We start from the raw sequence: 24,294 nt of genomic DNA on the forward strand, positions 1-24,294 counted from the left end.
GCGACACTCTATCCACAAGCAGTTCCAAGCGACACGCGATCGCCAGATATGTCGTGCCTGGCGGGTGGAAAGGCATGACAAAACGGGCCGTCAGCACCGATCAGCACGGTGGGTTTTGGCAATAACGGGCTTGCGAAAGCCAACTTGCACGGGGCGAATGATCAAAAAGTGCTCGCTGGCGGTGATAGGGAAAGTGTCGGCGCCGGCTTCACGGATTCAGGTTATTGTTAGAGCTAGCCAGACATCCGGACAAGGTGCTATCTCGTCCTCGTTTAGAAAATTTGCTTTACGGCTGGGGCGAAGAGGTCGAGTCCAATGCGGTGGAGGTTCACATTCACCATCTGCGAAAAAAGCTTGAAAAGCATCTGATCATTAACGTGCGCGGGATCGGCTACCGGCTGGATAGCCAAGCACAATGAGATCGATACGGCGTTATTTACTTCGTACGCTAGCCATTACCTTGGTTGTCGCTGGGGGCATTGCGGTTACCGCCGCTTACTTAATTACCGATCACGAGCTAGAAGAAATTCTCGATACACAGCTCAGCCTGCATAGCCGGATTGTGGCTGGCCAATTGGACCCAGACGCGACCATTGACGACTACGCTCGCCTCGCTTCGCGCATGGGCTTTCCAGAATATCCGGCCCAGCTATATCGCGACGGTAACAAAGTACCAGTGAGTAGCTCTGAGTCAGGTACCAAGCTTTACCACGAGGAAGAGCTTAAATTAGTACTGGGTTTTTGGAATTCAGATGGCTCACCCAGGCTGTTAGGAGGTAAATGGAAGGATGCCGGCCCTTTCCCCGCCCCTTTCGAGGAGGGTTTTCGCTGGGAAAACTACGATGGTCATCGTTGGCGGGTGTTCAGCATGTTCGACGTTGCCAGCGACACCTGGATCAGCATGGGGCTACGCGGGTCGTTTCATGATGAAGTGGTGGAGCGGATCACCTGGAACAATTTATTGCCGATGCTCTTTTTGCTACCACTCCTCCTTTGGCTGATGAGTCGCATTATCCGGCGTGGGATAGCGCCCATCCAAGCGCTTTCCAGCCAGGTACAAGGCCGCTCTGCCAACGACCTGCGTAAAATCGATAACCCGGTTCCACAAGAACTTATTGAATTACGCCAATCGCTCAACGACTTTATCGCCCGGCTGAAAGCAACGCTAGAGCGCGAGAGGCGCTTCACTGCAGATGCGGCCCATGAATTACGCACTCCCTTGGCAGCGCTTAGAATCCACTTGGATAATGCGCAGGCCGGAGGCGATCAATCATTACAAAAGGCTTATGTTGGGGTAGAGCGGCTTCAGCGGGTAGTAGAACAGCTGCTTATTTTGGCGCGTTTGGATCAAGTCGCCACAGCATCACGGGCCACTATCGACCTTTACCCGATTATTGCTGAGTTGGTAGCCGAGCTATGGCCACTCGCTGAAGATCGAGATCAGCACTTGAAGCTAACAGGCTTAACCCGGCTGGAAGTTCGCGCCGACGACGTCGAGGTAGGCATTCTGTTTCGTAACCTGCTGGATAACGCCTTGCGCTATACGCCGAAAGGCGGCCAAGTAGAGGTAGAGTTGGCGCTTTGGGAGGGCTTGCCTCAGCTTATTGTCAGAGACACTGGACCCGGACTCCCCGATGCACTGTTAGAGAAAGTCACTGAGCGCTTCAGGCGCGCGTCTGGTCAAGGCACCACCGGTAGCGGATTGGGTTTGTCGATTGTCTCTGAGCTCGTGCAGCGCCAACAAGCAACTCTTACCCTCTCCAACCGTGAGCCCAGTGGACTAGAGGTGAGCGTGAGATGGGAACTTCCTACTTGAGCTCTGGCGCCACAGGTTGTCTTTTGCTGGTCATAAGACCCATGCATGCTGCCCAATGATGGTATTACACCTATGATACATTCAGAACACCATAGATCTCACCGTGCCGGCTGGCTGCGTGCCGCTGTGATGGGTGCCAATGATGGCATTGTTTCTACCAGCAGTTTGATATTAGGCGTTGCCGCAGCCAATACCACCCAAAGTGATATTATGCTGGCGGGTATTGCAGGCCTGGTGGCCGGCGCAATGTCGATGGCAGCGGGAGAATATGTGTCGGTAAGCTCGCAATCGGACACCGAAAATGCCGATCTCGACATCGAACGCAAAGCATTGGCTGAACATTACGAACTCGAGCAGGAAGAACTTGCCGCTATCTATGAAACTCGTGGCTTGACGCCTGACTTGGCTCGGCAAGTCGCCGAGCAATTGATGATCAACGATGCCCTAGGCGCGCATGCACGAGATGAGATTGGCATCACCGACATCAGCCAAGCGCAGCCACTTCAGGCAGCACTCTCTTCAGCCGCGACATTCACTATCGGCGCACTGCTACCGCTACTGGTGGCTTGGTGGGCACCCCCCGCGCTGCTTATACCTCTAGTCGCGTTGTTCTCACTGCTCTTTTTAGCCTTGCTCGGTGCTATTGCTGCCCGTGTTGGAGGAGCGCCCATTCTAAAAGCTGCGGCGAGAGTGATGTTTTGGGGCGCACTTGCCATGGGGTTAACATATGTCATCGGACATACATTTGGCGTGATGGCTTAAACGTCTGATCGGTTATAGCGACAATACTACAGGCTTGAATTTCGGCTAAGTGCCTGCACTCTTAGAAGGGTAGGCAACTCACAAGGAGACGTTATGACGGCGTTAGTGATTGGCGCGAACGGACAGATTGGCAAACAGTTCTGCGAGCTGGCCCAAAAAGCGGGCACGCCCATCAAGGCGATGATTCGCAGCGAAGAGCAGGTGCCATGGTTCAATGACAGAGGTATCGATACCGTCATTGCCGACCTGGAAGACGACTTTTCGCATGCCTTTGAAGGCTGTGATCAAGTGGTCTTCACCGCTGGTTCAGGACCGCACACCGGGCCGGACAAGACCCTGTTGATCGATCTTTACGGGGCCATTCGTGCTGCCGATATCGCCAAGCAGAAAGGTATTTCCCGCTACCTGATGATCAGCGCGATACGGGCCGAAAACCCCATGGAAGCGCCCGAGAAGTTGCGCCCCTACATGGCCGCAAAATTCGCCGCCGATGCCCATCTGCGCAACAGCGGCGTACCCTACGTGATTCTTAAACCCGGGCGTCTGACGGATGACGCCGCCAGCCAGCAGTTCGCAAGCTCAATCGACGAGGCCGGCGACAATCAAGTCTCCCGCGCCAATGTCGCGCATGCGTTGCACTACGCGCTGCAAAGCAGTGTTATCAACAAGGAGTTCGCGTTGCTGGACGGCAAGCGGTCGATCGACGAGATTATCAAGTAAACGTTCTCAATGAGCCACCAGCCGTTCAGGCGTTAACCCCCTTCATGCCTTCCGGCGTGTAGCGCTCACCGGTTACCGGAAGGCGCTCGGTGGCCGCTTCAAGTCGTTGCTGCTCATCGGCGGTCAGGGTGATGGACGCGGCAGCCGCATTCTCTTCAAGGTAGCGCAGACGCTTGGTGCCGGGAATCGGCACAATGTTATCGCCTTTGGATAACAGCCAAGCCAGCGACAGCTGCGCCGGGGTGCAGCCTTTATGGGTGGCCATTTCACCAATTACGTCGGCGATTCGGCGGTTGGCATGCATGGCCTGTTCAGAGAAGCGCGGCAGGTTAGGACGAAAATCACCTTCGCCGAAGTCGGCATTCTCCTGAAGTTTTCCCGTCAAAAAGCCACGGCCCAGCGGTGAGTAGGGCACAAAGCCGATGCCGAGTTCCTGGCAGGTGGGCAATACTGCTTGTTCAACGTCCCGCGTCCAGAGCGAATACTCGGTTTGCACGGCGGTGACGGGATGTACCGCATGGGCTCGACGAAGGGTCTCTGCGCTAACCTCGCAGAGGCCAATGTGGGCAATTTTCCCCTCTTTCACCAGTTGCGCCAAGCCCTCCATCGTCTCCTCAATTGGCGTGTCGGGGTTAACGCGGTGGACGTAGTAGAGATCGATCTGCTCGATACCCAGCCGCCGCAGCGATGCCTCGCAGGCTTGTTGGGCATAGTGGGCGCTGCTGTTCAGGCTACGTTGATATTCTCCAGGGTTGCGCACAATGCCAAACTTGGTGGCGATACGGACCTTAGGCTTGTGACTGGCGAGAAAGCGGCCAATCAACGCCTCGTTGTGATGCGGCCCGTACATATCCGCCGTGTCGAAAAAGTCGATACCCAGTTCTACCGCCCGCGCTAATACCCGAAGCGACTCGCTGTCGTCCCGAGGGCCGTAAAACTCGCTCATCCCCATGCAGCCTAAGCCGATAGCGGAAACGGTTAGATCGCTGCCCAGCGTTCGTTTTTGCATGCTATGTCTCCAGAAGTGACGCGTTCTTGAGTGGTGCCGTAGCAGCGTGGCACTATCCGTTAATGAAAAAAATTAACGAATTCGATAAACAAATTTCCGATTATGAAAAACACATGCCGCGTGGTTGGGTATGGGACGACACACGCATCTTTCTGGCAGTGGCGCGCCACGGCACGCTGAGTGGTGCCGCCGCTGAGCTGAACCTGGGCATCGCCACGCTCTCCCGGCGTATCGAACGGCTGGAGAACGCTTTAAAGCTGCCACTGTTTGTACGCCATCAATCGGGCTATCAGCTTACCGAGGAGGGCGCGGGGCTAATCGAGAAAGCCGAAGCCTTGGAGGCGGCAGCGGCTGCCTTTTCCAGCGGGGTTTCCAATACTGCGCAACTGAGCGGCAGAGTGCGTTTGGCGACCGCTGAAAACCTGGCCACGGCGCTGATTCTGCCCGCATTGCCGCAATTTCATGCGCAGTACCCCGGCATCACGCTTGAGCTGGTGACCGATATCACCACCGTCAACCTGCACCGTCGCGACGCCGATTTAGCCCTTAGAATGGTCAAGCCCGAGCGGGGCAATGTCACCCTTCGACGCTTGGGTATGCTGGGGTTCGGACTTTACGCGAGCCCCGGCTATACAGCGCAGCGCAAGGCTCATGATGACGCGGGCGATTATGACACGGATGCCTTTATCACCTGGGGGGATACGCAAGCGCACTTGCCCGCTGCCCAGTGGGTTGAACGGATGCTACGAGGTCGCGAACCTGCATTGACCACGACGTCGCTTGCGACCCAGCTAGCGGCGGCCAAAGCGGGGCTGGGGATCGCGGTGCTGCCGCACTTTCTGGCGCTGGAGGCTGAGCTCGTCTGCCTCGAGTCCGATATCGGCGTGGATCAGCCCATTTACCTGGTCATCCAGACGGATCTTACCCAATCAGCCCGTATCCGGGCCGTGGCGGATTTTCTGGCGGAACTGGTAGCCAGTAACCGCGAGCGCTTGAGTGGGTGAGTAGAGGTAAAAAGGCGGCATAAAGCTGTCTCGGCATGCTTGTTGAGCAGCAAGGAAGTGTTGGGCTACCTTGTGGTTTGAGTAAAAAAGGAATAATTTATACTCATGAGCGACTTTGAGTATGATGATGACAAAAGCGTAGCCAATCGGATAAAGCATGGAATTGACTTTCTAGATGCTCAGGCGCTTTGGAATGATCCTGATTTGCTGGAAATTCAAGCCAAATCATGATGATGAGCCGCGTTTTCTGATGATAGGGCTGATTGGTGATAAACACTGGTCTGCCGTCATCACCTACCGAAATGAAAAAATTCGACTCATTTCGGTAAGGCGCTCGCGTAAAAGAGAGGTAGAACTCTATGAAAGCTAACGACTTTGATCAAAAATTTGATCAGGATAGCGAAGACATCGTTGACGATCTTGATTTATCTACGGCACACCATGTTAATCAAGATCCGAAGCGAATCAATGTCGACTTCCCCGCTTGGGTGGTTGAGTCCCTGGATCGTGAGGCCGCCCGTATCGGCGTTACGCGTCAATCTATTATCAAAGTTTGGCTGGTTGAACGCTTGAAAGCCGAAGCGAGTCACAAGCTTCCGGACAACACGCAGCCTCACTAACGCCTTCGCATTTATCTCCCAAGCTCCCCCTTAAGCCATTCCGCCAGCGGCTCGCTTCGGCGGGGGTGGGTGAGTAAGTCCGCCTGAGCGGGCAGCCACAGGCAGAGCCGGGCGGGGGTTTCGATGCTGCCCCAGGGGGCAACCAGTCGGCCACTCTTCAGGTCGTCTTCCACCAATAGCGTGGGGGCAATCGCCACGCCCAACCCCGCCACGGCCGCTTCCATCAGGTAGTAAAGGTGCTCAAACCCCTGGCCTTTACGTAGCGCCGCTTCAAGTTGTGACTGCTCAAGCCCATGTGCACTGGCCCACTGCGGCCAGGCCTGAGGGCGCGAGGCGGTGTATAGCAGCGTGTTGTCGAATAGCGTTGCCGGGTTGGCGGGGTCGCACTGCGCGGCCAGTGGCGGGCTCGCCACCGCGCATATCTGCTCCGGGATAAGCTCGACGACGTCCACCTCTTCGGGCCAGGGCGGCTCGGAAAACGCCAGGCTCGCGCTGGCGTCCGTCTGCTTTTCAGGATGCTCACTTTCGCTAACCACCACTTTCAGCTTGAGGTCAGGCAGGTCACGGTGAAGGCGGTCCAGCCGGGGAATCAGCCAGCGGGCCAGCAGGCTGCCGGGGCAGGCGAGGGTGAAGGGCGCATCCTCCACATCACGTTTGAGCGCGGCGCAACTATCGCGCAGTTGGGCAAAAGCATCGCTCAGGCCGCTTTGTAGCTTCTCGCCGTGGGGCGTCAGCACAATGCCGCGGCCCGCTTTGGTAAACAGCGCCACGCCAAAATGGTCATCCAGGCTTCTTAATTGGCGGCTGACGGCGCCGTGGGTCACGCTCAACTCCTCGGCAGCGGCGGTCACGCTGCCCAGCCGGGCAGTGGCCTCGAAGGCGCGCAAGGCGCTAAGCGGTGGCAGGCTATTGTGCATTGATGTGTGACTCCAGCTCACAGGTTGATGACATCTTATCGATTTTTCTCCCCGCCTGCTTGCGCTACTTTCATTGCATTGTTCGATAACGCATTCAGAGGTCGTGATGAATCAACCTGTAGACATATCCCAGAGCCTGCCCGATGCCAACGGCCTGTTTGGCAACTTTGGCGGCCGCTTTGTCGCCGAAACCCTGATGCCGCTGATTCTGGAGCTGCAAGACGAATACACCACCGCCAAAAACGACCCCGAATTTCAGCGTCAGCTGGCCTACTTTCAGGGCGATTACGTAGGGCGGCCCAGCCCGCTCTATTTCGCCGAACGGCTGACCGAGCACTTTGGCGGAGCGAGCATTTATCTCAAGCGTGAAGAGCTTAACCACACCGGCGCGCACAAGATCAACAACTGCATCGGTCAGGTACTGCTGGCCAAGCAGATGGGCAAGAAGCGTATCATCGCCGAAACCGGCGCAGGGATGCACGGCGTCGCAACCGCCACCGTGGCGGCGCGTTTTGGTTTGCCCTGCGTCATCTACATGGGCACGACGGACATCGAACGCCAGCAGACCAACGTCTTCCGCATGAAGCTGCTGGGCGCGGAAATCGTCCCCGTCACTTCCGGCACCGGCACGCTCAAGGACGCCATGAACGAAGCGCTGCGTGACTGGGTCACCAATGTGGACGACACCTTCTACATCATTGGCACCGTGGCCGGGCCGCACCCGTACCCCGCCATGGTGCGTGACTTCCAGGCCGTCATCGGCCATGAAACCCGCGCCCAGATGCTGGAAAAGGAAGGCCGTCTGCCGGATTCACTTGTTGCCTGCGTGGGGGGTGGCTCGAACGCCATTGGGCTGTTCTATCCGTTCCTGGATGACCCGGACGTTCACATGGTCGGAGTGGAAGCGGGCGGCAAGGGCGTCAAAAGCGGCCTGCACGCTGCCAGCCTGAACGGCGGCACCCCTGGGGTCCTGCACGGCAACCGCACCTACCTGCTGCAAGACGAAGACGGCCAGATTACCGATGCCCACTCGATTTCCGCTGGGCTGGACTACCCCGGTATCGGGCCCGAGCACGCCTGGTTACACGAGCAGAAGCGGGTCGAGTACGTCTCGGCCACCGATGACGAGGCGCTGGAGGCATTCCAGATCTGCTGCCGCAAGGAAGGCATTATTCCCGCCCTGGAAACCGCCCATGCGTTGGCAGAAGTCGCCAAACGCGCGCCCCAGCTTCCCCGCGAGCACTTGATGGTGATCAACCTGAGTGGCCGTGGCGACAAGGACATGACGAGCGTCGCCCATCACCTTGGCGACAAATTCGGAGTGAAAAACGTATGAGCGCTATCCAAGAAAACGCGATGAACGCTACCGTGAGTCAGACCATGCGCAACCCAACACGTCTTGACCGCTGCTTCAGTACACTCAAGCAGCAAAACCGTCCGGCACTGATCAGCTACCTGACCGCTGGCGACCCGGATGCCGACACCTCGCGTCGCCTGCTGCACGGGCTGCCCGCCGCCGGGGTGGATATCATCGAGCTGGGCATGCCGTTCAGCGACCCCATGGCCGATGGCCCCGCCATTCAAAAGGCGGCCCAGCGCGCCCTGAACAACGGCCAGACCCAGGCCAAAACGCTGGACATGGTGCGCCATTTCCGAGAAGAAAATAGCACCACGCCGATTGTGCTCATGGGTTACTACAACCCCATTTACCGCTACGGCGTTGAGCGCTTCTTGACCGATGCCGCCCGTGCCGGGGTAGACGGCCTGATCGTGGTGGATCTGCCCCCCGAGCACGACGAAGAACTCTGCCAGCCCGCGTTTCGGCACGGCATCGACTTTATCCGCCTGGCCACCCCGACCACCGATGCCAAACGCCTGCCCCGAGTGTTGGCGAACGCCTCCGGGTTTATCTACTACGTCTCCGTGGCGGGCGTGACCGGCGGCAGCGCCCCCACACCGGAACGGCTGGAAGCCTCAGTTTCGCGCCTGCGGGAAGATACCGAACTGCCCATCGCCGTCGGCTTCGGTATCCGCACCGCCGAGCAAGCGGCAACCATTGGCCGCTATAGCGATGCGGTGGTGGTGGGCTCCGCACTGGTCGACTGCATCGAACACGCCACGACGCCTGATGAAGCCGTGGAGCGGGTACATGGCTTGGTCAGTGAACTGGCGGAAAGCGTCAGGGCCTGCCGGAGGTAGACAGAAGCGGAAACGACGCTGTGGGGCCGGAAACTCATGGCTATTAAATAAAAAGCGAATAGGGGTTATAAGGTGATTGGCGGTTGGACCATGTCATCGCTGTCGAAGTGTTAAACGCTCAGGACACAAGCGGCCTCCACACATGTTCGGCACCAATCGACAGCGCCACGGCGACCAATAGCCCCGCCATCAGCCAGTTGAAGCCCTTCACGACCCGCGTGCTTTTAATACGCTCACCCACCAGGCTACCGATGACCACGTAGCTACCTGGGGCGCCCGCCGCCATGGCGGACAGCCCCAGCGCCCAGATCACCAGGCTGACGCCCTGAATGCCCGCCGCCGGAAACTGAAGGGTGGCTATGGGCAGGGTCGCGACGATGGCCTTCGGGTTGAGCAGCTGCATCACCAGCCCATCGCGAAAGTTCAGCAGGCGCGGTGCATGATCAGGCTCGTCCAAATCCGCGCTGGCGCGGGCAATCTTGACGGCCAGGTAAACAATATAGCTACAGCCCAGCGCACTCACCAGGATCAGGGCGTTACCGCTGATCCAGGCAGCGCCCGCCCAGCCCAACACCAGCAGGTACACAAGCATGGCCGTTCCCACGCCCAGGCAAAACCCCACCGACTGTCTGGCCTGGCCATTGATACCTACATTCAGGCCGAGCAGATTCACAGGCCCAGGGGTGTACATGACGCCCAGGGCATAGGCGACGATTGCTAACATGTTGGAACCTCTAAGTGGGGTTTGGCTAACGCGTGATATCGCGCTGGTATTGGTGGGGCGTCATGCCGTAGATGCGCTTGAAGCGGCGATTGAAATGGCTAAGGTCGGCAAACCCAAACCGCAACGCCACCTCATTCAGCGGCGCCCCCTGATCCAGCGCTGCACGGGCCGCATTGATCCGGCAATTAATCACGTACTGGTGAGGCGTCATGCCGTAGTGCTGCCGAAACAGCCGCAAAAAGTGGTACTTGGATAAGTGCGCGGCCTGGCTGATGTCGTCAAGCGACATATCGGTTTCCAGGTGGGCGTGGATATACGCCCTGGCAAGGTCCAGCAGGGCATCCGGCCGTTGCGTGACGCGGCTGGGTTGAACGCGGCCGCCTAGCTGAACGGTTCGCTCTACCACCTGATAAAGCACATTCTCCTGGTCAATGCAGCTACCGGCCTGGGTACTTACCAAACGGGCCAGCTCGATAATGGCATGGCGCAGGGGCGCATCCTGAATCAGCGTTTGGTCGGAACGGAAGCCTGTGGCGCTTTCGCGGCCAAGTACCTCGGCGAACAGCGGCGTCACCTGTTCCGGGTGGGCATACACCATCAGGTAGTCCAGCGCTTGTGCGCCGCCCGAATGCCCGTCGTGAACTTCCTCCGGGTTGAACAGAATCACGTTGCCCGGCGGGCTGCGGTGAAACTGCCCACCGCTGAAAAAGTCCTGACGCCCGGCCAGCGTAACGCCAAAGGCATACTCCTCATGGGCATGCGGGTCGTAGCTGAAATCCTCAATCGCCGCCTTCAGCACCGTCAGTGTCGGCACATGATGACTCTTGAAGAACTCAAACCGGCTAGCGTTGCTCATGCCGACCTCCCCTGATGAAACCCAACACCTCGAAACACACCCCTAGCTTATGCCGACAATGTCACTGATGCTTGTACATAATTGCGCATCGACTGTGCAATGATGGGCTATCGCTAGCGAACACCACCAAGGAGTTGGTATGAGAAAACTCTTTTCATTGATGATGGTGCTGTTGTTGACCGGCTGCACCGTCATGGCGCCGCAAGTGGAACGTGACGCACAGCGTGACGCCGGTCTGGCCATCCAGGAAGTCTACGAACAGGCGCTGCCGACGCTGTCCGAGGACAAGCAGCGCCACTTTGCCCAGCGGCTCTACCGCCTGACGGGCGAGCAGCGCTGGCGGCCCCTCAATCGTGCCTACGGCGAGCGTCTAATGGTGCGACTCGAGGAAGACATCGCCGGCCTGGCTGAGCCTGGGTACGCGGCTACCCGCAGCCGGGCGATCGTTGCCGACTACTCCCAGCGCACGGCCAAGCAGCGCGCTCGACGTGCCATGCTGGGGGAGTGGGGGGAAATCGCCTTCGCCCGGTCTCTGCTGTTCCGGCTTGTCCAGGCCGAGTACCACGACCTGCTGCCAGCCATTGAGGACCACCAACGGGCGCTGGACTACCAGGCAGAGGTCGACTGGGCGGCCTTCCTGACCGACCCCTCGGTGATCGAGGTCTATGCTGCTCAGGTGGCCAACTATGCGTACTTCCTTCACCAGCTCGGCGTGATGGATCTGCGCCGGGAGGTGGAGGCAGCCTTCCGGCGCCACTATCCCCCCGAGCGAGTCGCCGAGCTCGACGACGCCGAGTACCGTAACTGGCTCTATGGCCTGACCCACTTCGTCATCGCTGACAGCCGCTACTACCAGCGGAAGGCGGACCCGGAAGTGCACGCTTGGGTGCTGGAAGCGCTGGAGCGGGAGGCAGCCGGTATCATGACCCGGGCCACGGCCGACATCCAGGCCGAAGTGGCACTGGCCTTCCAGCTAGCCGGTCGCGACGACCACCCGCTGGTGGGCCGGGTGCGCGAGGCGCTGGTGGCGGCGGTGGACCCGGCCAGCGGCATCATTCCCTCACCCTCGGGGGAAAAGGGACTGGCGGGGGGTGAACATCGCAACGTTCTGGCGATCATGGTGTTACGCTGGCCGGGCCATCTGTATCCCGGCCCCGACCTCTCGGACGGAGTGGGCCAGCGCTGAAAAGCCCTGACGGGCAGCATGGTGCCAACGTCATACGCTTGAGGAATTTACATGGGAAAGCTCTTTTCACTGATTGTACTGGTAGCGCTGGGTTACGCTGGCTTGTACGTCTATTACGGCGTGGCCGTACAACAGGAAGTTGAACAGCAACTGGAAGATCGCGGGCTCTCGTCCATCAACGTCGACGACGTGACGTACGTGCTGACGGCGCCGATCAGCACCTCAGCCAATATCGCCATTACCCTTACGTATCAGGGCGCTCAAGCGACCGTGGATATGGCCGTTCAGGGGCACCCGGTGTTCTCTGACGAAGTCAGTGTCGAATTTGACGGCCTCCAGGCGCTGCGCCTGGGGATCAGCTTTGGGCAGTAAAGGAGCCTTCATCATGTTGACCGGCCTGAGCGCATTTCCGCTAACCCCCATGAACGAGCAGGGCATTAACGAGCATGAGTTTGCTCGCCTGGTGGCGCGCCTGGCGGAAGCCGAGGTGGACTCCATCGGTGTGCTGGGCTCAACGGGCAGTTACGCCTATTTGAACAGTGACGAGCGTGCCCGCGTGGTCAGACTGAGCGTGGAAAGGGCCGCCAGGGTGCCCGTCATCGCCGGTATTGGCGCGCTACGCACCCGCGATGTGCTGATCAATGCCGAACATGCCCAGCAAGCAGGTGCAAGTGGCGTGCTGCTGGCGCCGGTGTCGTATCAAAAGCTCACCGATGAGGAAGTGTTCAGCCTGTACGAAACGGTCTGCCGCTCGCTGAGCGTGCCGCTCTGCGTTTACGACAATCCCGGCACCACGAACTTTCACTTCAGCGACGAACTGCACGGGCGCATCGCCCAACTGCCCCAGGTGCGCTCGATCAAGATACCGCCGGTGCAGAACGATCTGGCCGCTGCCCAGGCACGCGTTGCAGAGCTGCGCGGGGTAATCCCTTCTGATGTGACCATCGGCATCAGCGGCGACCCGGCCGCTGCCACCGGGTTACTTGCCGGGTGCGATGCCTGGTACTCGGTGATCGGCGGGCTCTACCCGGACATCGCACTGGCGCTCACCCGCGCCGCCCAGGCAGGCGATACCGAGCAAGCGATGGCCCGCTCCCAGGCACTCGAGCCGCTATGGGCGCTCTACCGTGACTACGGCGGCAGCCTAAGGGTTACCGCCACCATCGCCGAACTCACCGGTGACGTCAGCCAACCCTGCCTGCCTCAGCCGCTGAACACGCTGCAAGGCGAAGCCCGTGAAAGAGTCAAAGCCGTTGTTGAAACGCTTGCGTTAAGCTGAGGGCGTTGGCGACTTCAACGAAACCGTCACCCGTGAGAGCCACAGACATGCACTACCGCACCATGACCATCGACGACTATGGGCACCAGCGGGTTCTGGAAAGAGTGGTGGCATCAGAGCGCGCCAGCATTCCTGGTCATACGCTCAAGCAGATAGCGGAGGCAATTAAAAATGGGTGACAGGGACCTTGGGGCAGAAATTCTTGATGGTATCAATGAAATCAAGCAGTTCAAGAAGGGTAAATTGGCTCTACGAACGCATGAGCTTTCAGAACCTTCACCACCCAAAGAGATAAGGCTGAAATTGCACATGTCTCAGTCAGCATTTGCCGGTCTTATGGGCGTGAGTGTGCGAACCCTTCAAGATTGGGAACAGGGTCGGCGCGAGCCGCAAGGCCCTGCAATTGTGCTTCTGCGTATTGCTGAGCAACATCCAGAAGTTTTTAGTCAGTTGCACTGACCAAGTTTACGCAGTACTCACGCATTTTTTCTTTAAGTTGCTTCAAGAACGCCATTCTTGAAGCAACGGCTAGCTTGAAGCAACGGCTATGTACTTATTGTTGCTCGATGTCGGAGCAGATGGCTCGGGTCATATCCTGCGTGGTCGCAGTACCCCCAAGATCCATTGTTTGTTGGCCCGAGGCGGTTAATCGCTCTATAGCCGCCATCAGTCTCTCAGCTGCCGTCAATTCCCCTAAGTGCTCCAGCATCATGGCAGCTGTCCAGAAGGCACCCACGGGGTTGGCAATGCCTTTTCCAGCAATATCAAATGCTGACCCATGAATCGGCTCAAACATGGAGGGAAACGCTCTCTCAGGATTAAGGTTGGCAGTGGGGGCAATGCCCAAGCTGCCTGAAAGAGCGGCGGCCAGGTCCGACAAGATATCGGCATGGAGGTTAGTCGCCACAATAACATCCATGGTCTCGGGTTTTAGTACCATACGGGTAGTGGCTGCATCGACAAGTTCCCTATCAATCGTCACGTCAGGAAACTCTTTCGCAACCTCGAAAAACACTTCATCCCACAGCACCATGCCGTATCGCTGGGCGTTCGACTTGGTGACCAATGTGAGTTTTTTCCGCGGGCGGCTTTGGGCGAGTTGAAAAGCGAAACGGTGAATGCGTTCTATCCCTTTTCGAGTAAATATCGCCACCTCCGTGCCGACCTCCTCGGGATGCCCACGATGCGTACGGCCACCGTTGCCTGCATATTCACCTTCGCTATTTTCGCGAACGATCACCCAGTCAATTGTTTCAGCACCTTTTAAGCGGCTATTCACACCAGGGAGCACACGGGCAGGACGTACATTGGCATATTGGTCAAAGCCCTGGCAGATAGCGAGCCGAAGGTCCCAAAGCGATATATGGTCGGGAACCTCCTGGCTGCCTACCGCACCGAAGTAGATAGCATCAAATGTCGAAAGCTTTTCGAGTCCGCCCTCCGGGATGTATTCGCCCGTCTCGAGGTAGCGCTTAGAACTCCAATCGAAATCTTCGAATTCAAACTGAAAATCGTCACTTTTCTGCGATAACGTTTCCAGTACCTGCTTACCCGCTTCAATAACTTCAAGGCCTATTCCATCACCCGGTATAACAGCGACACGGTGATTGCGCATATCGTAAGCTCCTGCTTTTATAAAAAGCGTTGTTGTAACTTGTTGTGGCTGAGCGGCCAGGGCGTTATCAGTACCGCTCAGCGGAGATGCTTATCGAAGACGTTCATGAGCTCTCGTTTGTCCTCGAAACCAATGCCGGGCATCGCCGGGATAGCAACATATCCACTTTCGATGGGTGTCGAGTCGGCGAAGCCGCCGAACGGCGCAAAAACCCTCGGGTAGGACTCATTTCCTCCCAGCTTGAGGCCGGACGCGATGTTGAGAGCGAACTGGTGGCCACCGTGCGGAATACATTGTCTCGATGACCAGCCATGTTGCTTCAGCACCTCGAGCATGCGCAGGTACTCCACCAGCCCGTAGCTGAGGACGGGATCCATCTGCAGAATGTCGCGATCAGCGCGCATGCCGCCGTAACGCAGCAGGTTGCGAGCATCCTGATGAGAAAACAAGTTCTCGCCGGTGGCCATGGGGGGCGCATAGTGCTCACCCAGTTGCTGCTGCAAGGCGTAGTCGAGGGGGTCTCCCGCCTCCTCGTACCAACGAACCCCATAGGGGGCCAGGCCCTCCGCGAAGGCCAGCGCGGTCTTGAGATCAAAGCGGCCATTGGCATCAACGGCAAGGCGAGAAGCGTCACCGACAACGTCGATTGCCGCCTCGACCCGTTCGAGGTCTTCGGCCAAGGGCACCCCGCCGATCTTCATCTTGGTACAGGTATAGCCAAGGTCGAGATAATCGCGCATCTCGTCTTTAAGGGCACTGACCTGCTTACCGGGATAGTAGTAACCGCCTGCCGCGTAGACCGATACGTTCGCATCGGCTTTACCATCGCCATGACGCTCGGCCAGTAGCTGTGCCAGGGACTTGTTCTCCGTCTTGGCGACGATGTCCCACACCGCCATGTCGATGATGCCCACCGCCACCGAACGCTCACCGTGCCCACCGGGTTTCTCGTTGGCCATCAATACGTTCCAGACCCGGAAGGGGTCGAGATTGGCCCCGCTGTCATCGACCAGGGCCGTGGGGTCGGCTTCACGCAGGCGAGGCAGGAAGCGCTCGCGCAACAGGCCACTCTGCGCATAGCGGCCATTGGAATTGAAACCGTAGCCCACTACCTGACGGCCATCGACCCAGACATCGGTATAGATCGCCAGGACCGATACATCCATCTTCGCGAAGGAGATATAGGCGTTGGCAATGTCCGAGGCGATTGATACCCGCGCCTCACGAATATCGGTGATTTTCATGCATCACTCCTACTAAAAAAACAGACCCGTCGGCAGGCGCACATTGAGCACCTCCGTGAAGGTCAGGTAAAAGACGCCGACTAGCACCACAATGATGGGGCTCCACTTCAGCATGCGCTGCCAGCTAACCACCGTCTCGACCCTGGCGAGATACCAGGTAAGCGCGAAAAAGGCGATCAGCGTCGTGAGCAGAAACCCCAGCAGGTCGACCAGGCCCCACCAGAGAAAGAAGCCGATGATCACCGTGACCAGGCGCAGTGGGCTGCCGGTGATCTCGACTTGGCGGCCACTCGGCTTGACGAAGCCCTTGACGATCAGGGCGACCGAAATGAGAGTGAGGATCAGCAGGACGGCACGCGGAAAAATGATGCTCAGCCTGCCGATATCCGACCGCGGAAACCACAGCGCGGCACCGAAAATCAGGCCGAGAGCGCCTGCGGCGATATCGGTATTGAGGCGCACGATCATGACGAGCCTCCGCTATCCTCTTCGACCTTGTCCAAAAGCCCCTTGCGGGCCAGCCACATGGGCACCAGTGCCGTGGCGGCGCCCAGCAGCACCATGCCGGCCAACACCATGGAAAGCGGATTGCTCACCAGCCGCAGCCAGGGAATCGGGTCGACGACCGCCGCCATCAACGTCTGCACATAGCCCTGTTCGGCAATGCCACCCAGGATCAGGCCAAGCACGATGGGGGCCGCCTGGATGCCGATCAGCCGCAAGAAGTAGCCAGCCGTGCCCAGGATGAGCATGATGCCTACATCCAGCATGCTATTGCGCAATGCAAATGTCCCAAGGATGGTCACCATGGCGATGCTCGGCACCAGGAAATAATAAGGCGTGCGAATGACCACACGATGGATCAGGCGCCCGCCCAGCAGCCCCACCGGCAACAGCATCAGCGCCGATAACCCCATGGAAAGAATGAAGCCGTTGGTCAACACCCCAGACTCGGTGAACAGGTCGAGGCCCGGTCGCAGCCCATGCATCAGCAACACCCCGAGAATGATGGCATCGGGAGGCGCCCCGGGAATGCCCAACGTCAGCAGCGGCACCATGCTGCCAGCGACCATCACGTTGTTGCTCGACTCCGAGGCCACTACGCCATCGATGTTGCCCTTGCCGAAACTCTTGGGATCCTTGGAGAAACGCCGTGCCTCGTTGTAGGCCACCAGGCTGGTGACGTTTCCCCCGGCCCCCGGAATGATCGCGATAATCTGCCCGATCAGGCAGGAGCGGATCAGGTTGACGGGCTTGATGAAGATATGCCGGGCGATCCTGGCGATGGAAACCTCTTTCTTGCGCAGCTCGCCACCGCCGGGCAATGCCCCGCGCCCCTCAGCCGCCATGGTCAACAGTTCGGGGACCACGAACAGCCCGATCAATGCGACGATCAGCTCGATGCCGCCTTGTAACGGCGGATAGCCAAAGGTGAAACGGCTCTCTCCCCCGACCGGCGACACCCCGATCGTGCTAAGCAGAATGCCAATACAACCCGCCAATAACCCTTTCAAGAGCGAGTCGCTGGACAGACTGGCGACCAGCGTCAGCCCTAACATCGCCACCCAGAACATTTCTGAGGGGCCGAAAGCAACCGCCAGCCGGGCAAGCGGCGGTGCAAGAATCAATAGAAAGATGACCCCGATGATGCCGCCCACCACTGAGGCAATGGTCGCTGCTGCCAGGGCCTCATAGGCTCTGCCCTGACGTGCCATGGGGTAGCCGTCGAACGTCGTGGCAATGGACGATGGGGTACCGGGGGTATTGATCAGGATGGCCGTAAAAGCACCGCCATAGATAGACCCCATGTAGACCGCCCCCAGCGCGATCAACCCCTGCAGAGCTTCCATTGAGAACGTGAAGGGGAGGAGCATGGCAAGCGCCATCGTGGCCGTCAGTCCTGGCATGGACCCAATGAAGAGTCCCGCCGAGACGCCCAGCAGTACTGTGAAGATACTTTCAAAGGTAAGGAGGGAGGTCAGCGCCTCCAGTAACATCTCCATGAGTCACCCTCCCAGTGGCCACGCGTGTGGCCATCATGGTTCAAGAAAAAGGGGCCCACTCAGGAGCCCCACGGAGGGAAAGGTGTTACTCGGCCTCTTCGAGGATGGGGCCGTAGGCCTCACGCAGCATGGCCATGACCTCGTCAACTTCATCACCGGTGATGTATTCCATCACGAAGCCCAGCGGCTCCTGTTTCTCGGTGATCTGCCGGTTGGCCTCTGCGAAGGCTTCTTCGAGGGTTGCAACCACCTCGTCGGGGGTGTCCTTGGGCACCGCAACGCCGCGATAAGCACCGCCCACGATGTCGTAGCCCTGCTCCTTGAAGGTGGGGGCATCAGGCAGCGCCTTGACGCGCTCTTCGGCGGCCACGGCCAGAACCTTGACGCTATCGGCCATCTCGGTGCCCAGCATGGTGTAGTTAAAGATACCGGCGACATGGCCACCTTCCAGGGCCCCTTTCAATGGCCCGGTCCCCGAGAAGGGAATGTAGGTCAGATCGATATCGGCTGCTTTCTCGAAGCGCAGCATGTCCAGGTGATTAGCGCTGTAGGTACCACTGCCGCCCAAGGTAATCGCCTCTGGATTCTCCTTGGCGTCCTCTACGAGATCTTCCAGCGTATCGTAAGGGCTATCGTCGGAGACGATCAGCGCATTGGGAGTTGAGTGGAAGAAGGTGACGATTCTCCAGTTGTCGGTCTCGTAACCGGCGTCATTGCGCTGGATCGGCTGGCCGATGATATGCGGAATATTGACCCCGATGATCTCGTAGCCGTCAGGCTCAGCGCTGTTCTGGAATTCGCTCCAGGCCACGGCACCCCCGCCGCCCGGCCGGTGAGTCACGTTGACCGACACGCCAAGCTCCTCTTCCAGGATCGGCTCCTGGAAACGCGCCGTCACATCGGATTCACCGCCTGGATCGAAGGGAATGATGTAGGTGATGTCTTCTTCTGGGTACTCAGCCTGGGCCATTCCGGCAAGGCCCATGGTGGCGATTGCCGTTACGGACATCGCGAGCGTCTTGTAGGTAAATGTCATAAAGTGGTGCTCCGAAGTAGTTGTATTATTTTATCTACGTTTCTTCGTCGTTATGGGCAGTGACGCGAATCAGGGCCGTGGTGTTTGTTTTTATATTTCTCGGCCTGCGTCCTACGGGATCGTTACACACCCTCATTCGCCAGGGTGAACGACCTTACAGTTCAAGCTAGTCGAGTTGTAAAAGTTGTCAAATCCCTATCCTTCGAAGACGCGCCGACGCGAACTGCTCAAGTGATGCTGCATACAAAAAGCGGCACGCTCAGGGTCTTCCGCAAGGATGGCGTCGTGGATGTCACGGTGTTCGACCTGTACTTCGGGGACATGGCGCTCTGGGCGTCGCAAGCCCAGGCCGCGGGCCATGTTTTGGCCATACGTGATGGCGGGCTTAAGCGACAGCAGGGTATCGGAGAAAAACCGGTTATGCGTGGCGTGAGCGATGGATAGATGAAAGTTGAAATCGGCATCCACGCCCAGCTCATTGTCGCGGATACGCTGCTCTAGCAATGCCAGCGCTTGAGCCAGTGCCACACGTTCTTCGTCTGTTGCCTTGATGGCCGCGAGTCGTGCGGCCTCGGTTTCCACGGCGATTCGGAACTCAAAACAGCGTTGGATATCGGCCAGGCTTTCCAGCGGAGCGAACTCAAGCATGGCACGCTCGGGGCGCCGCTGGACGAAACTTCCCGCCCCACGTTGTGAGCGAACTAATTCATCATCGCGCAGCCTGGCCAACGCTTCGCGCACGATTGGACGCGACACACCGTAATAGGACGCCAACTGTTCCTCTGATGGAAGCCGCTCACCCTCACCGAATTCACGCTGAATAATTCGGTCGACAATATCGCCGTAAACCCGGTCGCTAAGCTTCTGGCCCTTGCCGTCTGGCATCTCCCTGGAAGGGGGCGCTGGCGAGACTTTTTCCATGGATGGAGGCATGCACTTTCCCCAAAACTGTTGGTCGTCACTGTTTATTCACTCCCAGCATACGCCAGCAAAGTGTTGGGCCTCCATCTTCAGCGCGGTTCAATCGTTACCTGAAGAACCCGGCAACGAACGATAGCGGGTTCGGTCTCCCTGAAAGCCTCGCATGGATGCCCAGCCCGATGGGCTTTGGCGCTGAGACATCGGCCGATCAGTGGAATATGGGGTCGGGTGCCATGTAAAGCGAGATAGAAAGAGCGCCCGCATCGGGGGCGCTTTTGCGGATTGGCTATCAACAGGTGACGGAATGCATTTTCGACTACAGTTAGTTACATAATGTTGAGGCCGCCGAATGCGCTATGCCCAGGGGTATATAGCGCATCCGCTGCTCCTCCGTCATCGGTCATGAGCACTGTTCAAGTGCGCATCATCATGGGGAACACCATGACAAGACAAAAACTGATCCTGCTCTTTGATGGCACCTGGAACGACCCTGAAGACCAGACGAATGTTTATCGTCTTACACGGCTCATCCACGATTACGATGGTGATGTAAGGCAACGGTTCTATTACGACCCTGGTGTGGGTACCTCCAGGTTTCGGCGCATCAGCGGCGGTGCCTTCGGTTTCGGGCTGAGCAAACATTTACGGAAAGGCTATGACTGGCTTTGCAGGCGTTACCAGGAGGGCGATGAGATATGGATATTCGGGTTCAGCCGTGGTGCCTACACAGCCAGAAGCCTGGTGGGGCTGATACGAAAATGCGGGTTGGTGCACGTGGTCACGCCAGGCTTGCTCGGCAAGGCCGAAAGCATTTATCGGGACAAAAATCTGCACCCGGATGCTGACGCTTGTAAGGATTTCAAGAAACGCTACAGCCGCCAGCCGAGGATTCATTTCATTGGCATATGGGATACCGTCGGCGCGCTGGGCGTGCCCGGCACCACCCTGTTTAAAAGCCAATACGATTGGCACGATACGGAGCTTTCCAGCATTGTCGACCACGCTTACCAAGCGGTGGCGCTGGACGAGCACCGGGAGACCTACAACGTCTCGCTCTGGACCAGCAAGGACGGCAAGCCCAAAGCCGGCAACCGCGACGTAGAGCAGCGCTGGTTTATCGGCGCCCACGCCAATGTCGGCGGCGGTTATGGCCCCGACGACATGCTGCCCGACATACCGCTGAACTGGATGTTGGGCAAGGCGGAAAAGGCGGGCCTGAAAGTGAATCCATTCGACGTTGCCGAGGAGGCCTGGAAGGCCGCGCCAAGAGATTCTTTCGCCGAGTTTCTGTGGGGGATTTACGGCAAATTCAAACGCATCGGAAACGCAGAAGACGGCCGATTCTACCGGCAATATTCCCAAGGAATGCAGGGAAAACCGGCGGTCAATATCTCAATCGATGACAGCGTCTGGAAGCGCTGGGCCGATACAACCTGCGATTACCGGCCACGCACCTTGATCGATGCCAAACTGACCCCACCGGAGCAATAGGCAGGGCGGGCAAGCTTCATTGGTGTGACTCCATTCGCCAAGTCTGCCAGGGCGCAGTATCATAGGCTGCTAATCAAACCACAGAAGCCACTACTATGTCGTGCCCACCTTGCCCCCGTTGCCAATCTGAATTTGTCTATCAGGATCAAAGCCTGCTCATCTGCCCGGAATGCGGCCACGAATGGAACCCCGCTGAGACTGAGATGGAAGACACCCTAACGGTAAAAGATGCCCATGGCACGGTATTAGTGGAAGGCGACAAGATAACGATGATCAAAGACCTCAAGGTCAAAGGCAGCTCACTGGTACTCAAGGTGGGTACCAAAGCCGTTATCAAGCGGCTCGTGGATAGCAAGGATCACCAACTGGACTGCAAGGTCGACGGCGTCGGCGACATGATGGTCACCGCCCATTTTGTGAAAAAGGCCTGAAGAAGATCCGGAATTCTTCGATCCACTTCACGACGCAGTAAGCTGAGGCTCATCCACCACCACCGCTTCACGCAGCGTTTCAGCGAAGCTTGCCAAGGCTGGCGTCCAGGATTCCTGTTCGGGGGCGACAAAATAGGTATCGACATTGGCGATGGACGTGGGCAATTCCAGATAGTGAACTTCGAAGCGGTGCTGGTGGGCTTCGACCGTCCCACGTGGCAGCACCGTGTAGCCCATCCCCGCAGAAACGCACCCAAGCATCGCGTCCAGTGACCCGAACTCGAATATCCGGCCTGCATTGACGCCATAGGATGCCAGCAATAACTCGATCCGCTGACGATAGCTACACCCTTGGCGAAACGCCAAGAAGGCAGACGTCAGCAGTTCTTGAGAAGAGGGCATCGTCGTCATAGGCGTTGAGCCCACTAACACGAGCTGCTCACTAAACGCTTTGAGCAAGTGATAGCGGGGATGCTCGATACGTCCGGCCACAAAGACACAGTCCACCTGGCCGTTTAGCAACCATTCAACCAGTTCAGCCGTTGGGCCGGTCTTGAGTTTGATATCAACCTCGGGCTGCGCTGCGTGGTACGCGGCCAGTATCGGCGGGAGTCGTAGCGCGGTCGTGGTTTCCATGGCGCCTATGCGTAGCTGGCCACAGGTCTTATCTTGCCCCTTAAATAGCGATACCGCTTCATCATGGGCAGCCAACATGCGTTCAGCATATTCCAGCATCGCCAACCCCGCACTCGTAGGGCGAACTAGCCCCGCACGATGAATGAGCTGTACGCCTAACTCCTCCTCAAGCTTCTTAATGTGGGCCGTCACGTTGGATTGCACGGTGTGTAACTGTTTTGCGGCCGCCACGAAGCTGCCTGTTTCGGCCACCGCCATGAATAGTCGCAGCGATTTAAGTTGCACGCGCCATCTCCCTGTCAGGCTATCTCTAAATAAGATAGTAGCTATCATAACTAATCGTTTCTAGAAAACACTCCCTCACGCGTAGTCTGTCTGTGTACCAACGCGCTGCCCACCTTGTCTGAATGGCGGCACGAAAAGGACACGACATGATGAACAGTAAGCTTAATAGCCAAGACTTGCCCGCGCTGTTAACTGGGGTAATGGCGACGTTGGCTGGAATTGGCATTGCTCGCTTCGCCTATACGCCGCTATTGCCTGCGATTATTCAACAGGGATGGTTCACCGCGAGCCAAGGCGCCTACCTTGGGGCCGCCAACCTGCTGGGTTACTTTATCGGCGCACTCGCCGCCCACTCGCTGAGTGAGCGCTTTTCTCCTCGCAAGGTGGTCGGCGCAAGTTTCGCGGGTATCGCACTAAGTTTTTTGCTCTGCGCTGGGGAGGGCGGTTTCACCTGGTTTTTCTTCTGGCGGTTAGTATCGGGCATTGCCGGAGCCATCTTAATGGTCGTTGGCCCCTCGCTGGCGCTGGCAGCCACCCCACCTGAAAAGCGAACCCGTGTCGGTGCCATGGTGTTTACCGGTATTGGTCTGGGGGCACTGCTTTCGGCCTCCATCGTGCCGTTACTCATTGAGTTAAGCCTAGCGTTCACCTGGGGCACGTTGGGGCTGCTCTGCATTATGGCGGGTTTTATATGCGACCGAGGCGTCATTCGCCTAGCCTCACCGGTAGCGGCTAACCCAGGGGGCAATGGTCGCAAGGGCTATGCGGGCGTAAAGGTAGTCGTGCTGCTTGTCATCGGTGCTTATGCCCTGGATGCCGTTGGGTTTGTGCCCCATACCGTGTTCTGGGTGGACTATCTCGCTAGGGAAAATGCCCTGGGTAATCAAGCCGCTTCCCTACAGTGGGGCATCTTCGGGTTGGGCGCCTTGTGTGGGCCGTTCATGGTAGGCGCGCTGGCGCAGCGAATAGGCTGGCATCGCGGTTTAGCGATCGCCTTTGTGGCGAAGGCCGCTGCCGTCTCGCTGCCGGTGTTCTCGCTAGCATTCCTCAGTCAATCAGTTTCCTCTTTCATGGTGGGGGCGATGATCCCCGGCATTGTTGCACTCACCTCTGGTCGCCTTGCTGAGCTGGTAGGGCCGACCGCCCACAAAAAGCTCTGGGGGCAGGCCACCGCCGCCTTCGCTGCCGCCCAAGCGGTGGCGGGTTATGCCATGTCAGCGCTCTACGAGCTCTGGGGTACCTACGCGCCACTGTTTGCCATCGGCGGCCTCATGCTAGCCGGAGGCTTTTTGCTGGTGCTTCTAAGCCGTGGTGTGCAACAGCGCCACAGCCATCTCTCTGCTCAAAACAGGAAGCAATAATGGAACTCTACCTGAACGCAACGTCACCTTATGAGTTATTGTCAAATTCTGTGTATGGCCGGTCAGGCGGCAGTCCTGTCTGACTGATCGGTCAAGGGTTCGCCGTCCTTGAACTGGACGTTGTTCACGACCAGCTCCAGCTTGTTGAACCCCTTGATCCGCTTCCAGCGCTTCTGGGC

The 24,294-nt window shown here is 58.1% G+C and carries 28 protein-coding genes and 1 pseudogene; 18 read left to right on the forward strand and 11 right to left on the reverse strand.

Features of this window, described 5'->3' with window-relative positions:
- Positions 1-215: 215 nt before the first annotated feature.
- From B7L15_RS18355 to B7L15_RS18370, 4 genes and pseudogenes are all read left to right on the forward strand, one after another.
- A pseudogene (locus B7L15_RS18355) lies at positions 216-419 on the forward strand (winged helix-turn-helix domain-containing protein); the annotation flags it as partial.
- A complete protein-coding gene (locus tag B7L15_RS18360; protein ID WP_085920349.1) occupies positions 416-1,816 on the forward strand; it encodes an ATP-binding protein in 1,401 nt (466 codons plus the stop codon). The pseudogene B7L15_RS18355 and the gene B7L15_RS18360, both read left to right, overlap by 4 nt.
- Positions 1,817-1,888: 72 nt before the next feature.
- Positions 1,889-2,578, forward strand: a complete 690-nt coding sequence (locus B7L15_RS18365; protein WP_085920370.1) for a VIT1/CCC1 transporter family protein — start codon at positions 1,889-1,891, stop codon at positions 2,576-2,578.
- Positions 2,579-2,671: 93 nt separating this feature from the next.
- Positions 2,672-3,298 carry an SDR family oxidoreductase gene (locus tag B7L15_RS18370; RefSeq protein ID WP_085920350.1) on the forward strand — a complete coding sequence of 209 codons (627 nt, stop codon included), beginning with the start codon at positions 2,672-2,674 and terminating at the stop codon, positions 3,296-3,298.
- Positions 3,299-3,323: 25 nt separating this feature from the next.
- Here B7L15_RS18370 and B7L15_RS18375 read toward each other — a convergent pair whose 3' ends face one another.
- Complete coding sequence (locus B7L15_RS18375; RefSeq protein ID WP_085920351.1) at positions 3,324-4,307, reverse strand: aldo/keto reductase; 984 nt, start codon at positions 4,305-4,307, stop codon at positions 3,324-3,326.
- 62 nt (positions 4,308-4,369) lie between these two features.
- Here B7L15_RS18375 and B7L15_RS18380 point away from each other — a divergent pair, with 62 nt between their 5' ends.
- The 4 genes from B7L15_RS18380 (at position 4,370) to brnA (ending at position 5,931) form a co-directional block, all read left to right on the forward strand.
- Positions 4,370-5,311: a LysR family transcriptional regulator gene (locus B7L15_RS18380; protein ID WP_085920352.1), complete on the forward strand. Its 942-nt coding sequence runs from the start codon at positions 4,370-4,372 to the stop codon at positions 5,309-5,311.
- 105 nt (positions 5,312-5,416) lie between these two features.
- Positions 5,417-5,542: a hypothetical protein gene (locus B7L15_RS19895; RefSeq protein WP_254902988.1), complete on the forward strand. Its 126-nt coding sequence runs from the start codon at positions 5,417-5,419 to the stop codon at positions 5,540-5,542.
- A 19-nt stretch (positions 5,543-5,561) separates the two neighbouring features.
- On the forward strand, positions 5,562-5,681 hold the full coding sequence (locus B7L15_RS19900) for a BrnT family toxin (protein WP_254902987.1): 120 nt from the start codon (positions 5,562-5,564) through the stop codon (positions 5,679-5,681).
- On the forward strand, positions 5,671-5,931 hold the full coding sequence (gene brnA, locus B7L15_RS18390; RefSeq protein ID WP_085920353.1) for a type II toxin-antitoxin system BrnA family antitoxin: 261 nt from the start codon (positions 5,671-5,673) through the stop codon (positions 5,929-5,931). The genes B7L15_RS19900 and brnA overlap by 11 nt, the downstream gene beginning before the upstream one ends.
- 11 nt (positions 5,932-5,942) lie before the next feature.
- Here brnA and B7L15_RS18395 read toward each other — a convergent pair whose 3' ends face one another.
- Positions 5,943-6,848, reverse strand: coding sequence for a LysR family transcriptional regulator (locus B7L15_RS18395; RefSeq protein ID WP_085920354.1), 906 nt, complete (start codon positions 6,846-6,848; stop codon positions 5,943-5,945).
- Between the two features lie 106 nt (positions 6,849-6,954).
- Between B7L15_RS18395 and trpB the strand changes: the two genes are divergently transcribed.
- Positions 6,955-8,184 (forward strand): tryptophan synthase subunit beta, encoded by a 1,230-nt coding sequence (trpB, locus tag B7L15_RS18400; RefSeq protein ID WP_085920355.1) that lies wholly within the window; start codon positions 6,955-6,957, stop codon positions 8,182-8,184.
- A 44-nt stretch (positions 8,185-8,228) separates the two neighbouring features.
- On the forward strand, positions 8,229-9,047 hold the full coding sequence (trpA, locus tag B7L15_RS18405) for a tryptophan synthase subunit alpha (protein WP_085920371.1): 819 nt from the start codon (positions 8,229-8,231) through the stop codon (positions 9,045-9,047).
- 118 nt (positions 9,048-9,165) lie between these two features.
- On the opposite strand, the gene B7L15_RS18410 is transcribed toward trpA, so the two are convergent.
- Both B7L15_RS18410 and B7L15_RS18415 read right to left on the reverse strand, forming a co-directional pair.
- The gene (locus B7L15_RS18410) at positions 9,166-9,771 is read right to left on the reverse strand and encodes a LysE family translocator (protein ID WP_085920356.1); all 606 of its coding nucleotides are present in this window, start codon (positions 9,769-9,771) and stop codon (positions 9,166-9,168) included.
- A 25-nt stretch (positions 9,772-9,796) separates the two neighbouring features.
- Positions 9,797-10,627 carry an AraC family transcriptional regulator gene (locus tag B7L15_RS18415; RefSeq protein ID WP_085920357.1) on the reverse strand — a complete coding sequence of 277 codons (831 nt, stop codon included), beginning with the start codon at positions 10,625-10,627 and terminating at the stop codon, positions 9,797-9,799.
- A gap of 139 nt (positions 10,628-10,766) precedes the next feature.
- On the opposite strand from B7L15_RS18415, the gene B7L15_RS18420 reads away from it, so the two are divergent.
- From B7L15_RS18420 to B7L15_RS18440, 5 genes are read left to right on the forward strand one after another with little or no spacing between them, the layout of a single operon-like run.
- Positions 10,767-11,813 carry a DUF3541 domain-containing protein gene (locus B7L15_RS18420; RefSeq protein WP_085920358.1) on the forward strand — a complete coding sequence of 349 codons (1,047 nt, stop codon included), beginning with the start codon at positions 10,767-10,769 and terminating at the stop codon, positions 11,811-11,813.
- Positions 11,814-11,864: 51 nt separating this feature from the next.
- Positions 11,865-12,185 carry a hypothetical protein gene (locus B7L15_RS18425; RefSeq protein WP_085920359.1) on the forward strand — a complete coding sequence of 107 codons (321 nt, stop codon included), beginning with the start codon at positions 11,865-11,867 and terminating at the stop codon, positions 12,183-12,185.
- A 13-nt stretch (positions 12,186-12,198) separates the two neighbouring features.
- The gene (locus tag B7L15_RS18430) at positions 12,199-13,092 is read left to right on the forward strand and encodes a dihydrodipicolinate synthase family protein (RefSeq protein WP_085920360.1); all 894 of its coding nucleotides are present in this window, start codon (positions 12,199-12,201) and stop codon (positions 13,090-13,092) included.
- A 47-nt stretch (positions 13,093-13,139) separates the two neighbouring features.
- Positions 13,140-13,271 carry a hypothetical protein gene (locus B7L15_RS19905; RefSeq protein WP_254902985.1) on the forward strand — a complete coding sequence of 44 codons (132 nt, stop codon included), beginning with the start codon at positions 13,140-13,142 and terminating at the stop codon, positions 13,269-13,271.
- Positions 13,264-13,551, forward strand: coding sequence for a helix-turn-helix domain-containing protein (locus B7L15_RS18440; RefSeq protein WP_085920361.1), 288 nt, complete (start codon positions 13,264-13,266; stop codon positions 13,549-13,551). The genes B7L15_RS19905 and B7L15_RS18440 overlap by 8 nt, the downstream gene beginning before the upstream one ends.
- Positions 13,552-13,645: 94 nt before the next feature.
- Here the strand turns inward: B7L15_RS18440 and B7L15_RS18445 are convergent, their stop codons facing one another.
- The 6 genes from B7L15_RS18445 to B7L15_RS18470 all read right to left on the reverse strand — a co-directional run bounded on the left by B7L15_RS18445 (position 13,646) and on the right by B7L15_RS18470 (position 19,923).
- Positions 13,646-14,707: a tartrate dehydrogenase gene (locus B7L15_RS18445; protein WP_085920362.1), complete on the reverse strand. Its 1,062-nt coding sequence runs from the start codon at positions 14,705-14,707 to the stop codon at positions 13,646-13,648.
- 77 nt (positions 14,708-14,784) lie between these two features.
- On the reverse strand, positions 14,785-15,951 hold the full coding sequence (locus B7L15_RS18450; RefSeq protein ID WP_085920363.1) for a mandelate racemase/muconate lactonizing enzyme family protein: 1,167 nt from the start codon (positions 15,949-15,951) through the stop codon (positions 14,785-14,787).
- A 12-nt stretch (positions 15,952-15,963) separates the two neighbouring features.
- Complete coding sequence (locus B7L15_RS18455; protein ID WP_085920364.1) at positions 15,964-16,419, reverse strand: tripartite tricarboxylate transporter TctB family protein; 456 nt, start codon at positions 16,417-16,419, stop codon at positions 15,964-15,966.
- Complete coding sequence (locus tag B7L15_RS18460) at positions 16,416-17,954, reverse strand: tripartite tricarboxylate transporter permease (protein WP_085920365.1); 1,539 nt, start codon at positions 17,952-17,954, stop codon at positions 16,416-16,418. Before B7L15_RS18460 ends, B7L15_RS18455 begins: the two co-directional genes overlap by 4 nt.
- An 85-nt stretch (positions 17,955-18,039) precedes the next feature.
- The gene (locus tag B7L15_RS18465) at positions 18,040-18,990 is read right to left on the reverse strand and encodes a Bug family tripartite tricarboxylate transporter substrate binding protein (protein ID WP_085920366.1); all 951 of its coding nucleotides are present in this window, start codon (positions 18,988-18,990) and stop codon (positions 18,040-18,042) included.
- A 195-nt stretch (positions 18,991-19,185) separates the two neighbouring features.
- Positions 19,186-19,923, reverse strand: coding sequence for a FadR/GntR family transcriptional regulator (locus tag B7L15_RS18470; RefSeq protein WP_085920367.1), 738 nt, complete (start codon positions 19,921-19,923; stop codon positions 19,186-19,188).
- Between the two features lie 429 nt (positions 19,924-20,352).
- Here B7L15_RS18470 and B7L15_RS18475 point away from each other — a divergent pair, with 429 nt between their 5' ends.
- Together B7L15_RS18475 and B7L15_RS18480 are read left to right on the forward strand one after the other, a co-directional pair.
- Entirely contained in the window at positions 20,353-21,402 is a 1,050-nt protein-coding gene (locus B7L15_RS18475; protein ID WP_085920372.1) for a DUF2235 domain-containing protein, read from the forward strand.
- 95 nt (positions 21,403-21,497) lie between these two features.
- Positions 21,498-21,833, forward strand: coding sequence for a zinc ribbon domain-containing protein YjdM (locus B7L15_RS18480; RefSeq protein WP_085920368.1), 336 nt, complete (start codon positions 21,498-21,500; stop codon positions 21,831-21,833).
- 27 nt (positions 21,834-21,860) lie between these two features.
- Here the strand turns inward: B7L15_RS18480 and B7L15_RS18485 are convergent, their stop codons facing one another.
- Entirely contained in the window at positions 21,861-22,754 is an 894-nt protein-coding gene (locus B7L15_RS18485) for a LysR family transcriptional regulator (RefSeq protein ID WP_085920369.1), read from the reverse strand.
- A 146-nt stretch (positions 22,755-22,900) separates the two neighbouring features.
- On the opposite strand from B7L15_RS18485, the gene B7L15_RS18490 reads away from it, so the two are divergent.
- The gene (locus B7L15_RS18490) at positions 22,901-24,115 is read left to right on the forward strand and encodes a YbfB/YjiJ family MFS transporter (protein ID WP_254902986.1); all 1,215 of its coding nucleotides are present in this window, start codon (positions 22,901-22,903) and stop codon (positions 24,113-24,115) included.
- Positions 24,116-24,294 lie beyond the last annotated feature (179 nt).

The organism is Halomonas sp. CSM-2 (assembly GCF_002119345.1).
GTDB lineage: Bacteria > Pseudomonadota > Gammaproteobacteria > Pseudomonadales > Halomonadaceae > Vreelandella > Vreelandella janggokensis.